General features: G+C 63.9%; 9 protein-coding genes and 2 tRNA genes. 5 read left to right on the forward strand and 6 right to left on the reverse strand.

The window, feature by feature from the left end:
- Positions 1-118: 118 nt before the first annotated feature.
- From Q0K23_RS06875 to Q0K23_RS06885, 3 genes are all read left to right on the forward strand, one after another.
- Positions 119-2242: an LTA synthase family protein gene (locus Q0K23_RS06875; RefSeq protein WP_294519693.1), complete on the forward strand. Its 2124-nt coding sequence runs from the start codon at positions 119-121 to the stop codon at positions 2240-2242.
- Positions 2243-2416: 174 nt separating this feature from the next.
- Positions 2417-3280 carry an undecaprenyl-diphosphate phosphatase gene (locus Q0K23_RS06880; protein ID WP_294519695.1) on the forward strand — a complete coding sequence of 288 codons (864 nt, stop codon included), beginning with the start codon at positions 2417-2419 and terminating at the stop codon, positions 3278-3280.
- 173 nt (positions 3281-3453) lie between these two features.
- A complete protein-coding gene (locus Q0K23_RS06885; protein WP_294519699.1) occupies positions 3454-6174 on the forward strand; it encodes a DNA translocase FtsK in 2721 nt (906 codons plus the stop codon).
- A gap of 44 nt (positions 6175-6218) precedes the next feature.
- Here the strand turns inward: Q0K23_RS06885 and Q0K23_RS06890 are convergent, their stop codons facing one another.
- The 6 genes from Q0K23_RS06890 to Q0K23_RS06915 form a co-directional block, all read right to left on the reverse strand.
- Entirely contained in the window at positions 6219-8069 is a 1851-nt protein-coding gene (locus Q0K23_RS06890; protein ID WP_294519702.1) for a heavy metal translocating P-type ATPase, read from the reverse strand.
- A gap of 61 nt (positions 8070-8130) precedes the next feature.
- Positions 8131-8349 (reverse strand): cation transporter, encoded by a 219-nt coding sequence (locus Q0K23_RS06895; protein WP_294519706.1) that lies wholly within the window; start codon positions 8347-8349, stop codon positions 8131-8133.
- 61 nt (positions 8350-8410) lie between these two features.
- The gene (locus Q0K23_RS06900) at positions 8411-8773 is read right to left on the reverse strand and encodes a metalloregulator ArsR/SmtB family transcription factor (RefSeq protein ID WP_294519708.1); all 363 of its coding nucleotides are present in this window, start codon (positions 8771-8773) and stop codon (positions 8411-8413) included.
- Between the two features lie 138 nt (positions 8774-8911).
- Complete coding sequence (locus Q0K23_RS06905; protein WP_294519710.1) at positions 8912-12142, reverse strand: peptidase; 3231 nt, start codon at positions 12140-12142, stop codon at positions 8912-8914.
- On the reverse strand, positions 12123-14570 hold the full coding sequence (locus tag Q0K23_RS06910) for an RND family transporter (protein ID WP_294519713.1): 2448 nt from the start codon (positions 14568-14570) through the stop codon (positions 12123-12125). The genes Q0K23_RS06905 and Q0K23_RS06910 overlap by 20 nt, the downstream gene beginning before the upstream one ends.
- 7 nt (positions 14571-14577) lie before the next feature.
- Positions 14578-15159: a TetR family transcriptional regulator gene (locus Q0K23_RS06915; protein ID WP_294519715.1), complete on the reverse strand. Its 582-nt coding sequence runs from the start codon at positions 15157-15159 to the stop codon at positions 14578-14580.
- 285 nt (positions 15160-15444) lie between these two features.
- Here Q0K23_RS06915 and Q0K23_RS06920 point away from each other — a divergent pair.
- Both Q0K23_RS06920 and Q0K23_RS06925 read left to right on the forward strand, forming a co-directional pair.
- Positions 15445-15521, forward strand: a tRNA-Pro gene (locus Q0K23_RS06920).
- Between the two features lie 85 nt (positions 15522-15606).
- A tRNA-Pro gene (locus Q0K23_RS06925) sits at positions 15607-15679 on the forward strand.

Raw genomic sequence — 15679 nt, forward strand, 5'->3', positions numbered from 1 at the left:
CCGGAACGCGCTCTTGACAATCTATGATTTTTGGCGGTAAATGCCGTTGACAGGCCGGAGGAAGGACGTTAAAATAGCACCTGACTGTAAGAAAAATTCTGCCCTGAGGGTGAATCGATTGGCCAAGAAGAAGGGAAAACATAGCGCGCTGGAGGCGCGGCGGCGCAAGAACCGCCGGCGGCAGAACGCCGAGCGGGCCGCCCGGATGGCGCGGGAGGGGCTTGTGCCGGAAGAGGAGCGGGCGGTTGCCCTGGCCGCTCCGGCGGAGCCCCAGGGCGCGGGCACGGCGCCCATAGCCCCGGGGCCGGTTGAGTCCGGCGGGGCGCAGGATGGAGGCAGGCGGCGTTTTTCGCTGTGGAGGCGGGAGAAAAAGCCCCGGGCGCCCTGGCGGTATCACCCCTGGGTGTGGTATCTGATGGCCTTTCTCATCCCGCTGGCCATCCTGGTGGCCACACAGCTCATCACGATCCAGTCGGTGGAGGACACCGTGGCCTGGATCGGGCAGAACCCGGCCGCCTTTGGGCTGGGATACCTGCTGCTGCTGGCCTGTGAAGGGATCCTGCTTGCTATAACGGGCGGCATCTTTTCCGCCGGACTGATCCTGACGGTCCCCCTGCTGACCATGGCCATTGTCAGTTATTTCAAGGAAGTGGTCAACGGCGTGCCTCTGATGGTCAGCGACCTGGCCATGGCCACCCATATGGGCACCATCGCGGGCTTCATGCGCCCGGGCATGAGCTTCGGCGCATGTACCGTCCCGTCGGTGCTGGCGGTGCTTGGATTGCTGGCGCTGACCCTGCTCTTTGCCAAGCGGCCCCGGCGCATCCGGTGGTATGCCTCCCTGACCGTGGGGCTGTGCGGCCTGCTGGTGATGGTGGGGTCGGCCAATCTGCCTGCGACCCGGGACTTTCTCAGCGGGCCGGGGGGAGAGATCCAGGCCGAGCGGAACGACCGGCTGGGCTTTCTGGCGGGCCTGTACAGCGGCGTGCTGGACAGCGCGGTGCAGGAGCCGGACGCGTACAATGAGAACAACATGAACGCCATCCTGCTGAAGGTGAAGCAGAACGCGGCGTCCACGCCGGCGCCGGAGGTGCAGCCCAATGTGATCATGCTCATGTCCGAGAGCTTCTGCGACCCGGAGGCGGTGCTGCCCGGCGTGGAGTTTGAGGACGATCCCATCCCCAACTACCGGGCCCTGGCGGCTGAATGGCCCTCGGGCAAGTTTCTCTCCAATACATACGCCGGAGGCACCGGCAACGTGGAGATGGAGGTCATGACCGGCATTCCCATTGCCTTTGTGGGAGAGGGGGAGGACCTGACCTCCCTCCAGGACGAGACGGCCTACGACCGTGCGCCGTCCATCATCAAGGCATTCTCAGCCCAGGGCTACGCCACCGAATTCGTCCACTCCTACACGTCGAAGCTGTACAACCGGGAGGAGAACTTCCAGCGCATCGGCTTTGACAAGCTGGTGTTTGAGCCGGACTTCCCCGAGGACGCGGAGCGGGAGGGGCCCTATCTGTCCGACATGGCCCTGACCGAGATGATGATCTCGGAGTTTGAGAACCGGGACAAGAGTAAACCACTTCTCCTTTACGGCCTTTCCATGGAGAACCACCAGCCCTACTACACCGGGAAATTCGAGGACAGCTCCGGTCTGGACTTCTCCAGCGACAAGCTGGGGGAGGAGGAGCTGGGCTCCATCGACGCCCTGCTCCACGGTATCCACGACGCGGACGCGGCCCTTGGGGCGCTGCTGGACTATTTTGAGCAGTGCGAGGAGCCGGTGATCGTGATCTTCTGGGGCGACCATCTGCCCGGGCTGTCCATGGACGAGGAGAACACCATCTACTCGGAGCTGGGCTACTCCACCACGGCGGACACCCAGTCCTGGTCCCCGGAGGAGCTCAAGCGGATGCACACCACCCGATTCCTGGTCTGGAACAACTACGGCGCGGAGCTGGATGTGCCCGAGACCCTGAGCGCCACAGGGTTGGGGGTGCATATTCTGGACTGGGCCGGGGTGCCCCGCCCGCTGTACTTCCAGTGGGTGGATATGGCCCTGGAGGATATGCTGCTCTACCGCCAGCGGCTCTTTGTGGCGGCGGACGGCACGCCCTACTACGAGCCGCCGGAGGAGGACCAGAGGACGGTGGAGACCTACCGCACCATCGTCTACGACATTCTCTACGGCCAGGGCTACATCGCCCAGGCCATGACCGAGCCGGTGCAGCGGAAATAAGCATTGCCATACAGAGCGGCGGCTCAGGGAGCCGCCGCTCTGTTGTCCGTAAACAGATTGTTGACATAATCCAAAGAAAAATGATGGAAATGTCAGGCTGCTTGTGGTAATATAATCTATATGCACCCGCCCGTCCCTGATGAGGCGGGACTACATATGTATGGAGGAAAATCTATGAATTATCTGATGTCCATCCTGATGGGCGTGATTCAGGGTGTGGCGGAGTTTCTGCCCATTTCCAGTTCAGGACACCTGACCCTCTTCCAGGCCTTTTTCAGCATGGAGAACATGGAGGAGACCCACATGCTCTTCACCGTGCTGCTCCACTTCGGCACGCTGATCTCCGTCTGCATCGTGTACTGGCGGGACATTGTGGATATGATCCGGGAGTTTTTCCTGGGCATCCGCGCCCTGGTGGTGCGGGATGAGAGCGCGGGCAAGCCGCCTGCCGCCCGGCGGATGGTGATGCTGATCATTGTGGCCACCCTGCCGCTGTTCGTGATGATCTTCTTCAAGGACGCCCTGGAGCGCTTCTTCTCCAACCCCATCCCGGTGTCCTGCATGCTGCTGCTCACCGGCTTCATCCTCTTCTTCTCCGACCGGCTGGCCCGGGGCCACAAGACTGCCAAGAACGCCACCGTGGTGGACGCCCTACTGGTGGGCTGCGCCCAGGCGGTGGCCATCATCCCCGGCATCTCCCGCTCCGGCTCCACCATCTCCGCCGGCATGCTGAGAGGTTTTGACCGGGACTTCGCCGTCCGCTTTTCCTTCCTCATGTCCCTGCCCGCCGTGGTGGGCGCCACGCTGCTGGAGCTGAAGGACGCCGTGACCGCCCCCAATTTCAGTGAGCAGGTCCTGCCCCTCCTGCCGGTCTATCTGGTGGGCGTGGTGGTGTCCGCCGTGGTGGGCTACTTCGCCATCCGGCTGGTCAAGTCCCTGGCGGACAAGGGCAAGTTCGGCAACTTTGCCTACTACTGCTGGGCGGTGGGCGCCGTGTCGCTGATCGCGGGCATCCTCAAGTTCGTGATCTTCGCCTGAGCGGACCCGCCCTCCCGTTCTACCATAATGTCTGCTGGATAAACCGCAGATTGGTTTATTTGCGCGGTGGCAGCCGCGCAATTCCATAAAAACGGCTCAAAGGAGCTGCTTTTATGGAATTCAGCCATTGTTCAGTACGCATTACCATACTCTCCTGAAAGGAATGACGCTCCATGGCCACGGCACAAAAGAAAAGCACCGGTGGAAAGCGCACTGCGTCCTCCTCCGGCAAGCGGACAAGCGCCGCCGGGAAGAGCGCCTCCGCCGGCCGGAAGAAGGCGGTCAGCCAGCCCAAGCCCATCCGCAGGGAAGTGGGGGCGGTGGTCTGCTTTCTGCTGGCCATCTTTGCCGCCTTTGGGTATTTCAATGTCCACGCCATCTTCATCGACTTTTTCTGCGGCCTTGCCAAGGGATTGATCGGATACGGCTTCTGGCTGGTGCCCCCCATGCTGCTGGTGTCCAGCGTGGTGTTGATGTTCCACCGGGGACGGCCTGTGCGGCTGCGGGTGTGGTGCGCCATGCTCCTCCCGGTGCTGGTGGGCGCGCTGCTCCACCTGATGCTGGCCAAGGGCAGCTACCAGTGGGACGGCGCACTGATCAAGACCCTGTGGACTCAGGGACAGGCCATGTCCAGCGGCGGCCTGCTCAGCGGCATCATCGCCATGGGCTTCACCGCCGTGTTCAGCAAGATCGGCGCCGGCGTGGTGTTTGTGCTGTGCGGGGCCATGATGGTGATGACCGTGTGCAACGTGACCGTTGTGGACATTGTGGACGCCATCCGCAACCGTCCCCACCCGGAGTACGAGGAAGAGGAGCTGCCCGAGCCCCGGCCCCGTGGCCGGCGTCCCGCGCCCGCCCCAGCTCCTGTGGCGGCTGAGAAGCCCCCTGCCGCCGGGCGCAGGCGTCCCGTGATCGACATCCCGGTGGATGAAGCGCCCGCTGAGGCGGCGGCCCAGGAGACGACCGAGCAGCCCCCGGAGGAGGAAAAGCCCAGAAAGAGCGGCCTCTTCAACCGCCGTCCCTCTGTGCCCACCCCCGACCAGGTACTCACCGCCTCTGCGGCGGAGGCAGAGGAGGAGCCACCCTTCTCCCAGCCGGAGCCGGAGCCCCAGCCTCAGCCTGTGGAACCCGCCGTCAGTCCGGCGGCTGTGCGCCAGCCCGAGCCCTTCCAGCCCGTCCCCGTTGCCCCCGCCCCTGTGCCTCCCATGCCGGAGATCGAGCGGGAGCCCGCCGTACCCAAGGCCAAGGGCAAGGAGACCGCCCAGGCCGCCGCGGAGGTGGCCCAGGAGGTGGAGAAGAACCTGGGCCAGAGCGGCGGCGCCTATCAGTATCCGCCTCTCTCCCTGCTGAAGGAGGGGGACAGCATCGTGGGCGCCGAGGCCATCGGCGAGCTGAAGGCCAACCAGGCCCGGCTGTCCGATACCATCCGCTCCTTCGGCATTGACGCCAACATCGTTAACGTGACCCGGGGCCCGTCGGTGACCCGGTACGAGCTGGAGCTGGACCAGGGCGTCCGGCTCAACAAGCTGACCAACCTGTCCGACGACATCGCCCTGGCCCTGGGCGCCACCGGCGTGCGCATCGCCCCCATCCCCGACAAGATCTCCATGGTGGGCATCGAGGTGCCCAACAAGCTGGTGTCCCCGGTGTACATCAACGAGGTCATCGGCTCCCGGGAGTTCCGGGACAACCCCTCCAAGGTGGCCTTTGCCGTGGGCAAGGACATCGGCGGCAACTGTATCGTGGGCAACATCGCCAAGCTGCCCCACCTGCTCATCGCCGGTACCACCGGCTCCGGTAAGTCGGTGTGCACCAACTCCCTCATCATCTCCCTGCTCTACAAGGCCACCCCCGACGAGGTGCGCCTCATCATGGTGGACCCCAAGATGGTGGAGCTGGGCATCTACAACGGCATTCCCCACCTGCTCATCCCGGTGGTCACCGACCCCAAGAAGGCCGCCGGCGCCCTCCAGTGGGCGGTGGTGGAGATGATGAAGCGGTACCGGGCCTTCTCCGAGGTGGGCGTCCGTGACCTGGCGTCCTACAACGCCCACGCCGCCCGCACCGAGGGCATGGAGAAGATGCCCCAGATCGTGGTGGTTATCGACGAGCTGGCCGACCTGATGCTGGTGGCGGCCAAGGAGGTGGAGGAGTCCATCTGCCGGGTGGCCCAGATGGGCCGTGCCGCCGGCATGCACCTGATCATCGCCACCCAGCGCCCCTCCGCCGACGTGATCACCGGCCTGATGAAGGCCAACATCCCCAGCCGTATCGCCTTTGCCGTGGCCTCCTCGCTGGAGTCCCGCATCATCCTGGACACCACCGGTGCCGAGAAGCTGGTGGGCAAGGGCGACATGCTCTACTTCCCCCTGGGCACCGGAAAGCCCAAGCGGGTCCAGGGCTGCCTCATCTCCGACGAGGAGGTGGCCGCAGTGGTGGACTTCATCAAGAAGCAGAGCGGCTCCGCCGAGTATGACGAGTCCATCATCCACGAGATCGAGAAGCACGCCGCGGAGAAGGACAAGCAGGGCAAGGGGGGCGGAAGCTCCGCCTCCGAGGACGCCGGCGGGGACTACGACGAGCTGCTGCCCTCCGCCATCGAGGTGGTGGTGGAGACCGGCATGGCCAGCGTGTCCATGCTCCAGCGCCGCCTGAAGCTGGGCTACTCCCGTGCCGCCCGTCTGGTGGACCAGATGGAGGAGAAGGGCGTGGTGGGTCCCTTTGAGGGCTCCAAGCCCCGCCAGGTGCTCATCACCAAGGAGCAGTGGCAGGAGATGCAGTTCCGCCAGGGCATGGTGGACACAGCCCCCGACGCGGGTCCCGTCCCCGACGAGCTGGCCTTTGAGGGGGACGCCATCCCCCAGAGCCGGGAGATGCCTCCCTTTGATATGTAATGTAAAAAGTGGTCCCGCCGGAAGCTCCGGCGGGACCACTTTTGTTATTTGACCTTCAGCGCCCTTGTGGCGTTGAGGATGGCGATGACGGACACGCCCACGTCGGCAAAGACGGCCTCCCACATGGTGGCGTCGCCGGTGGCGCCCAGGAAAAGCACCAGCAGTTTGACGGCCAGGGCGAAGACGATGTTCTGGAGCACGATGCGGCGGGTCCTGCGGGCGATGCGGATGGCCACGGCGATCTTGGAGGGCTTGTCGTCCATGAGCACCACGTCGGCGGCCTCGATGGCGGCGTCGGAGCCCAGAGCGCCCATGGCGATGCCCACGTCGGCCCGGGAGAGGACGGGGGCGTCGTTGATGCCGTCGCCCACAAAGGCCAGGGTGCCCTTGGCGCTCTTCTCCTTCAGCAGGGCCTCCACCCGGTCCACCTTGTCTGCCGGGAGCAGCTGGGCGTGGACCTCGTCCAGGCCCAGCTCGGCGGCCACCGCCTCGCCCACGGCGGCGGTGTCGCCGGTGAGCATGACGGTCTTGCGTACTCCGGCGGCCTTCAGGTCCCGGATGGCCTGGGCGGCGTCCGGCTTCACCTGGTCGGAGATGACGATATGGCCCAGATAGGCGCCCTGGGAGGCCACGTGGACCGTGGTGCCCACCTTGTGGCAGGGGTGCCAGGTGACGCCGATCTCGTCCATCAGCTTGCCGTTGCCCACCCAGACGGGCACGCCGTCCACCTGGGCGCACACGCCCTTGCCCGAGCGCTCCTCCACGCCGGATACCCGGCTCCGGTCCAGCTCCATGCCCCAGGCCTCCCGGAGGGAGCGGGAGATGGGGTGGTCGGAGTAGGACTCGGCCAGGGCGGCCAGCTCCAGCAGGTGCCGCTCGGAGCACTGGTCGGGGTGGATGGCGGTGACGTTGAATACGCCCTGGGTCAGGGTGCCGGTCTTGTCAAAGACCACGGCCTCGGTGTTGGCCAGGGCCTCCAGATAGTTGCCGCCCTTGACCAGGATGCCCTGCCGGGACGCGCCGCCGATGCCGCCGAAGAAGGAGAGGGGCACCGAGATGACCAGGGCGCAGGGGCAGGAGATGACCAGGAAGATAAGGGCCCGGTGGATGCTCTCCGCCCAAGTGACATGGATGAGGAAGGGGAGGAGCAGGGCCAGCAGGGCCGCGCCGATGACCACGGCGGGGGTGTAGATCCGGGCAAACTTGGTGATGAAGTGCTCGGCCTTGGCCTTCTTGCTGCTGGAGTTCTCCACCAGGTCCAGGATCCTGGCCACCGTGGACTCCTCAAAGGCCTTGGTGACCTGTACCCGCAGCAGGCCGGTCAGGTTGACGCAGCCGCTGATGACGTCGCTGCCGGGCTCCGCGTCCCGGGGAAGGGATTCGCCGGTGAGGGCGGAGGTATTGATGGTGGAGGAGCCCTCCAGCACCACGCCGTCCAGGGGCACCCGCTCGCCGGGCTTGATGACGATCACGTCGCCGACGGCCACGTCCTCCGGGTCCTCCTGGACCAGCTGGCCGTCCCGCTCCACGTTGGCGTAGTCGGGCCGGATGTCCATCAGCTGGGAGATGGATTTGCGGGACTTGTCCACGGCGCAGCTCTGGAACAGCTCGCCCACCTGGTAGAAGAGCATGACGAACACGGCCTCGGGGAACTCGCCGGTGAAGAAGGCGCCTACCGTGGCCAGGGCCATGAGGAAGTTCTCGTCAAAGACCTGGCCGTGGGCGATGTTGCGGATGGCCCGCCACAGCACGTCCCAGCCGATGACCCCGTAGGGGACCAGGAATACAGCCAGGCGCAGCAGGGGGAGATTGCCGAGGGGGAGGAGAACCGCGGCCAGCAGCAGGGCCGCGCTGAGAAGGATGCGGAAGAGCATCCGCTTCTGTTTCTTGTTCATAGTGCCTCCTGAGAGACGGAGCTTCCGGCTCCGGGCGGATTCGGGCGCCACCCGTAATCAATCAGAGGACAATGGTACAGTCGGGCTCCACCCGCTTGCAGGTCTTGACCACCTGGGCCATGATGTCGTCCAGGCGGCTCTCGTCGGCGTCAATGGTCAGCTTCTGGGTGAGGAAGCTGACGGACGCATCGTGGACGCCGTCGATTTTGCGGATGGCGTCCTCCATTTTGGCGGCGCAGTTGGCGCAGTCCAGGTCCACCATTTTGTAGCGCTTCTTCATGGGGAAAACTCCTTTCCAAATCTCTGTTGTTATCGGGGTAGGGGTGGGCAGGGAAGGCGGCTCACTCGGCCACGTGCTCCATGCCCTGGTCCAGGATGGAGCGGACGTGGTCGTCGGCCAGGGAGTAGAACACGGTCTTGCCCTCCCGGCGGTACTTGACCAGTTTGCTCTGCTTCAGGGCCCGCAGCTGATGGGAGATGGCCGACTGGGTCATGTTGAGCAGCTGGGCGATGTCACACACGCACATCTCCGACTCAAAGAGCACGTAGAGGATCTTGATGCGGGTGGAGTCGCCGAAGATTTTGAAGAGCTCAGCCAGGTCGTAGAGAATCTCCTCGTCGGGCATGTTCTCGTTGACCTTAGCGATGATGTCCTCGTGGGCGTGGATATAGTCGCAGCGCTCGATGGCGGTTTGCTCGTCCATGGAATCCCTCCTAAAAACAAATGAGCTATTGTTCATATATTATTATATTCGCGGGCATAGGAATGTCAAGAGGGAAGCGAAAATTTTTTAAAAAAGTCCGCGGTGTCTGGGAGGAGACACCGCGGACTTAAACAGGAATTAAGTAGCGTTTTCAGACTGGGCAGCGGTTTTTTTGCGGCCCCGCCGTCTGAGCAGGAGCAGCAGGAGCACCAACAGGACTGCCGCGCCTCCCGCCGCACCGGAGACGATGAGGGACACAGGGGTGGTGGGGGAGAGGACCGCCACCTGGGCGGAGGCGGGGGCGGAGAACACCAGATAGCTGCCGTCCCGCCTGCCGTCCACCTGCACCAGCCTGCCGTCCTGAAGGATGGCTGCCCGGTCCTTTTCGCCGCAGCGGAGCCGCAGGGTGAGACTGCCGCTGTCGCCGGCGATGCCTTGGATCTGGTAGTCATAGCCGGCCGACACCTGATAGCCCTGGGGGACGGCGGTATCGGGTGTCCAGCTCTGGGCGGTGATGGACGCGTCGGGGGTAAAGCTGCCCTCGGCCAGCAGGACGGGCTGGGCCTCTCCGGTGGAGATGGTGGAGACCAGGGGGGTGTACACCGCGTGGATGACGGTGCTGCGGAGGATGTTTTCCGTGTTAGCCTCCTCCCAGGCGGCGGAGCAGCCCTCACGCTCGGGCAGCGCCGGGAACTGGCCGGTGCTGACGCTGCCGCCGTACTCCACGGTGATGGTCTTGAGCACCTGGCCGTCGGCCTCAAAGGTGACCTGAAGGGTGTGGAACTCCTCCGGCATGCCCTCCAGGGCGATGAATTCCTCATAGGGCAGGGAGACGGCCTCGCCCTCATAGTCCACGCCGTCGATGCCGCCCAGGGACTCCCGGACAAAGAAGTTGTCCCGGGCCGTGCCGTCAATACCGCCGGCGATGGCGCCGGTGCGCTCGCCGTCGCTGTCGATGCGCACCATGGCGCGGCACTCCTCCACGTCCCGGCCTGCACCCACGATGCCGCCCATGTCGTCGTGGCCGGTGAGATCGCACAGGGCATAGCACCGGCGGACGGGGATGCGGGCCTGGCCCGCGATGCCGCCGCACAGGTTGCCGCCTGTGGTCTCCACAGCGCCGTAGCTCTGGCAGTCCAGCACCGCGCCCAGGTCGCCCCGGCCCGTGATGCCGCCTGCACAGTCATTCTTGGCAGTGACGGCGCCGTCGTTGCGGCAGTCCAGCACTGTGGCCCGGATGACCGCTGTGGTGTCCACCAGCAGCTTCCCGGCGTCCAGATCCAGGTCCTCCTCCGGGTCCGGGTCCAGCTCCAGGGCCATGATGCCCGCGATACCGCCCACATTGGCGTCGCCGCTGACGGCGGCCTCGTTGCCGCAGGAGACCACCCGTCCGCTGCCGCTGCTGTCCTCCTCACTGTCGGACACGTCGTCAACGGTCTTGGTGGGGGTCTCCTTCAGGCCGGAGGCGGCCAGCCGCACCGCGTCCAGTTGGGCGATGATGGCGTTAGTGGTGGCGGTGATGGAGGCGTTGGAGGCGGAGAACTGGTCGTTCAGAGCGGATACATGGGTGTTGATGGTGTCCAGCTGGGCGTCGATGCTGTCAAAGGCGGCCCGGCCGCCGGTGTCGGTCTGGTCATACCACACACTCAGCGTGTCCTCAATGACGTTGACCGCGCTGTTGACGGCGGACAGGCGGTCCGCAGCCCCGGCGGAGAAGTCGTTGAACCTGTTTTCCAGGGTGGTGGAGGCGGTCTTCAGGTCGTCCAGGGCCTTGTTGACCTGCTTGTAGACCTGATCTCCCAGATCGGAGAGGCTGCCCTCGGTCTGCTCCAGTCTGTCCCGGATGAAGCCCGCCTGGATGAAGAGGTCCTCCAGCGCGCCGCTGATGCCGGAGATGGGGGAGGCCAGGTCGAAGCCGTTGAGCAGCGCCACCGCATCATGGATGGCGGCCAGCTTTTCGATGGGGCCCATGGCGCTGTCGGCAGATATCTCATTGAGCCGCTGCTGGAACTGCCGCAGCTTTTCCAGGGAGGCGGACAGGCTGTCCAGCTCCTTTCGGAGGGTGGACAGGTCCCGCTCGATGGCGTCCAGATAGAAGGAGAGCAGGCTCTGGGTGGTGTCCAGCTGGTCGTCCCCGCTGGTAATGCCGGAGTTCACAGCCTTGCGCAGGTCGGAGAGGGCGGTGTCCATGCCGGTCAGGGCGTTGTGGGCGTCGGCGCGGAAACTGTCCGCCTCTCCGATCAGGTTGTCCAGGGCGCTGTTGATGTTCTGGGCCTCCCGATAGATGGTGTCCAGGGCGGCCTTGGCGTGGTCGGCGCCCTGGGTGCCGCTGGTGTGGGCGGTGTCGGTGATGGAGCCCAGGGCGGTGTTGATGGCGGAGACCTCCTCTGTAATGCTGCTGCCCGCGCCGGAGACCTGGGCGGTCAGCTGGGAGAGGAGGGGCGTCAGTCCGCCCAGGGCGTCGGAGAGGGCCTGGGTGGGGTCTTCTCCGTAGATTAGATTGGTGTCCGGCTCGAACTGGCCCACAATGCCGCCGATGTCCTTCCGGCCCTGGATCACGCCGTGGTTCCGGCAGTTCTCAATGACGCCCTTCTGGCGGCCCGCGATGCCGCCGGTGTTGTACCCCGTGTGCTGGTAGCCCACGTCGGCGTGGTTGGTGCAGCCGGTGATGGTGCCGGAGGAGTATCCGGCGATGCCGCCGGTGTCCATGGCGTTCTCGTTTGCGGCGGTGTTGACCTGGCCCTGACCGGTAGAGGCGTCGATGACGCCCTGGTTGGAGCCTGCGATGCCGCCGGTGTGCAGCTCACCGGTCACCGCCGCCTGGCTGACGCAGCCGGAGATCAGGCCGGTGACCGTGTTGCGGCCGGCAATACCGCCCACGTCCTCGTCGCCTGTCACAGTACCGGAGACGGTGCAGCCGGAGATGGTGCCGCTGTTTTCCCCGGCGATGAGGCCCAGCCCGGACTTGCTGCCGCCGGGGGTGAGGGTGCCCTCCACCGTCAGGTCCCGCACCACGGCCCCGGCCTGGAGGTAGCGGATGAAGCCCTGGTCCGAGCCTTTTGCTGTAAAGGAAAAACCACTGACAGTGTGCCCCGCACCGTTGAAATCGCCGCAGAACACAGGGATGGGGGCAAAATCAACGCCGGAGAGGTCGATGTCCGCGGTGAGCACCACGGTCAGGTTCCGGGAGTAGGCGTCCAGGGTGCAGTCTCTGGACAGAAGGGCCAGCTCGGCGGCGGTGGAGATGTAGAGGGTCTTGGGGCTGTTTTCCGCGGCCCGGGCGGTCGGTACGGCGGGGGACAGCAGTCCCAGGCACAGCGCCAGAGCGGCGGCCAGGGCCCCGATGCGTTTACTGGTGTTCCGTCTCATCGTCGTACACCTCTCTTTCCTGGTATTTGCTCTCGATCAGCGCGTCCACGCTGCCCCGGATGACGCCCTTGATCTCGCCGTCCACAAAGCCGGACACGTGGCCCCGGATGTGGCCGTCCAGCCGGACCACGCCGTTGTTGAAGCGCTGCTTCCGGTTGCGGGTCAGGGTGATGGCGGTGCGCTCGATGAGGGCGTCGCCCAGCAGCAGGAACTGGGGCAGCACGGTCATGACCAGGATGATGGAGGTCAGGGTACCCCGGCCCAGGGTGGTGCCGATGGAGCTGATGATGGAGTCGGTGGAGAGCTTGCCGATGAGGAACCCGGCCACCGTCATGATGGTGCCCGAGGTGAACACGGTGGGGAAGCTCTGGTTGAGGGATTCGATCACCGCCTCCCGCCGTCCCATGAACTGCTTGAGCTCCAGGTAGCGGTTGGTGATGACGATGGCGTAGTCGATGGTGGCGCCCATCTGGATGGCGCTGACGATCAGGTAGGACAGGAAGAACAGGTTGGTGTGGGTCAGGTAGGGGAAGGAGAAGTTGATCCAGATGGAGCCCTGGATGGTGAGCACCAGCAGGACGGGCAGTCCGGCGGATTTAAAGGTGAAGAGCAGGATGACCATGACGAACAGCACGGTGAACACGCTGATCTTCATATTGTCGCCGGAGAAGGAGTCGGACAGATCCCGGGCGTTGGTGGAGTTGCCTACCAGCACCACGTTATCCCCGTAGTACTCGGCGGCGATGGAGCGCATCTGGTCCAGAAGGGCGTAGGTCTCCTCGCTCTCCTCGGGCAGGTCGGCGGTGAACACCAGCCGGCTCCAGTGCTCGCCCTGGAGCTGGCTGAGTCCGGCGTCCAGGGTGTCCTGGAGCTCCTCCACCTTGGCGGCCTGGTCGCCGCTGAGATTGACCACGCCCTTGTCCTTCTGCTCCAGCAGGAACTGGAACACGTCCAGCAGGGGCACGGAGTAGCTGTCCGGGTCCTGGAAGATGGCGCCGTACTCCTCCACGCTCAGGCCGTAGGCCTGGTAGAGCAGCCGGGCCAGCTCGATGTCCACCCCGGCCAGCTCGGCGAACTGGCGGGGACTGGTCTTGTCGGTGAGCATCCGGCCCTCCTCCACCTCGATGTTGGCCAGGCCCAGGGCGCTCTTGACCCCGGGCAGGGCCTGGATCCGGCGGAGCACCGCGCCCTCCCTGTCGTAGTCTCCCCGGGGGACCAGCACGGCGATGGTATTGTTGTAGCCGAAAGTCTCGTCCATCTTATCCATGGCGATGCGGTAGGCGGGCTTGTTGCCCGAGTTGGTGGAGTTGGTGGAGAAGACGTAGTCGCAGCGGTTGGAGCAGTAAATGCCGCATACCACGATCACGGCGAAGATAACGGGGAGCACGAACCGGGTCTTGACCACGGCCTTGCCCCACAGAGAGATGCGGGGCACGAAGTTCTTGTGCCGGGTGCGCTCGATGCCCCGGTTGAAGAGCATCAGCAGGCCGGGCATCAGCAGGAACACGGTGAGCATGGAGCAGATAATGCCCTTGGAGAGCACCAGTCCCATGTCCAGGCCGATTCTCAGCTGCATCAGCATCAGGGCCACCAGGCCGGAGATGGTGGTCAGGCTGGAGGAGGAGATCTCCACAATGGCCTTGGACAGGGCGGTCACGTCGGCGTCCCGGGCGCTCAGGCCGTTGTCCCGCTCCTCCATGTACCGGTGACAGAAGATGATGGCGTAGTCGATGGCCAGAGCCAGCTGGAGCACCACGGCGATGGCGTTGGTGATAAAGGAGATGGAGCCGAACCAGTAGTTGGTGCCCATGTTCAGAATGGCGGAGACCACGAATACGATCAGGAACACCACCACCTCCAGGTAGCTCTTGGAGGTGAAGAGCAGCACCGCCACAATGACCACCGCCGCGATGAGCAGGATGTAGCTCATCTCCTTCATCAGGGTGGCGGAGTCGTACTGTCCGGCGCTGGTGGTGATGTAGCTGTCGTAGCCCGCCAGGGCGTCCTGGACCGCCTGGGTGGCCTGGGTGACGGCGGGGGTGCCGTCCTCGCCGTCAAAGCTGACGTTGAAGAGGGCGGAGGCGTCCCTGTAGTGGTCCTCGCTGTCGTCAAAGGTGACGGAGTCCACGCCTTCGATCCGGGACAGCTGGTCGGAGAGCTGACAGGCATGGTCGTAGGTGATGTTGGAGACCATCACGTTGGCGGAGGCCAGGGTGGTGAACTCCTCATCCATCAGGGTGAGGCCCCGGCGGGTCTCCGTGTCGGCAGGGAGGTAGGAGGTGATGTCGCTGTTGATGACCACCTTGTTGATGGATGCGCCGCAGAAGATCACTGCCGCCAGAAAGACCAGATAGAAGGCCTTTCGCTTGTCGACAATGAAGCCCGCGATTTTATCCATGGTACTGACGGTTTTTTTCTCGCTGGACATAAGAAGATCAGCCTTTCTGGGAAGAGAGTTCGGGGAACAGCCCCGCCTGGTCCATCTGCTGGAGTAAGGCCTCCTCAGAGAGATTGGTATCCCGCTCTATCCACCACCGGACAAGGGAGAGAATGCCGCCGGCGTAGAAGTGGGCGGTTATCTCTGCCCGAGCGGGATGGGCCTCATCAGCGGGGAGGCGGGAGAGGAGCTGTTCGGCCACCAGATCCTCAAGGGTCTGAATGTCCATGCTCCCGCTGGACACGGCGGAGCGGTACAGGCCCTTGTGGGCCCGCACAAAGGAGAGGGCGTTCTGAAACACGGAGAGGAGGTAGCTCCGGGGGTTGGCGCGCAGGTCCTCGGCAGTGGGCTCAAAGGCCCGGTAGAGCCGGGCCACAGCATAGCGGAGGAGGGCGTATTTGTCCTCAAAGTGGGCGTAAAAGGTGGTGCGGTGGATCATGGCCCGCTGGCAGATGTCCACCACGGAGATCTCGCTGAAGGGACGCTCCTCCATCAGAGCCAGGAGAGCCTCGGTGAGGAGCTTTTTGGTTCTGCGCTGCCGCAGGTCCTCTTTGGGCTCCTCAGTTGGCTGGTTCCGCATGGCAATGCCTCCTTTTAAACAACATATTATTATAATGTGAAGGTTATCTATACAGACAGGGCCGAAAAAGAGCCCCGCGAGGTGGAGGCACTATACCATGCAACCCTGCAAATGTCAAGATAATATACATATGTCTTTTAGTATACGGGTGTATTGCAGGGCCGAGAGCCGGAGGATAGAACGGACGAAAAGAAAATTTTGAAAAACTTCGAAAAAACACTTGCATAATCTGGGCAGCTGTGCTATCATATCAAAGTCGCCTGAAGCGACAACAATATGAGATATCCGGGTGTGGCGAAGTTTGGTATCGCGCTTGAATGGGGTTCAAGAGGCCGCTGGTTCGAATCCAGTCACTCGGACCAAACTCATAAAAGAAGTTGGCAGAATGGACTGTCAACTTCTTTTATGAGGGATATAAAGTTGTCAGCGAATGGTAAAAGTGAATATCCGGGTGTGGCGAAGTTTGGTATCGCGCTTGAATGGGGTTCAAGAGGCCGCTGGTTCGAATCCAGTCACTCGG

This window comes from uncultured Pseudoflavonifractor sp. (assembly GCF_944387275.1).
GTDB classification, from domain to species: Bacteria; Bacillota; Clostridia; order Oscillospirales; family Oscillospiraceae; genus Pseudoflavonifractor; species Pseudoflavonifractor intestinihominis.

What these genes read in the sequence shown, in the direction of transcription:
- Q0K23_RS06880 (WP_294519695.1), top strand. Translation starts at nt 2,417, where the DNA reads ATGAATTATCTGATGTCCATCCTGATGGGCGTGATTCAGGGTGTGGCG.
- Q0K23_RS06885 (WP_294519699.1), top strand. Translation starts at nt 3,454, where the DNA reads ATGGCCACGGCACAAAAGAAAAGCACCGGTGGAAAGCGCACTGCGTCC.
- Q0K23_RS06890 (WP_294519702.1), bottom strand. Translation starts at nt 8,069, where the DNA reads ATGAACAAGAAACAGAAGCGGATGCTCTTCCGCATCCTTCTCAGCGCG.
- Q0K23_RS06895 (WP_294519706.1), bottom strand. Translation starts at nt 8,349, where the DNA reads ATGAAGAAGCGCTACAAAATGGTGGACCTGGACTGCGCCAACTGCGCC.
- Q0K23_RS06900 (WP_294519708.1), bottom strand. Translation starts at nt 8,773, where the DNA reads ATGGACGAGCAAACCGCCATCGAGCGCTGCGACTATATCCACGCCCAC.
- Q0K23_RS06905 (WP_294519710.1), bottom strand. Translation starts at nt 12,142, where the DNA reads ATGAGACGGAACACCAGTAAACGCATCGGGGCCCTGGCCGCCGCTCTG.
- Q0K23_RS06910 (WP_294519713.1), bottom strand. Translation starts at nt 14,570, where the DNA reads ATGTCCAGCGAGAAAAAAACCGTCAGTACCATGGATAAAATCGCGGGC.
- Q0K23_RS06915 (WP_294519715.1), bottom strand. Translation starts at nt 15,159, where the DNA reads ATGCGGAACCAGCCAACTGAGGAGCCCAAAGAGGACCTGCGGCAGCGC.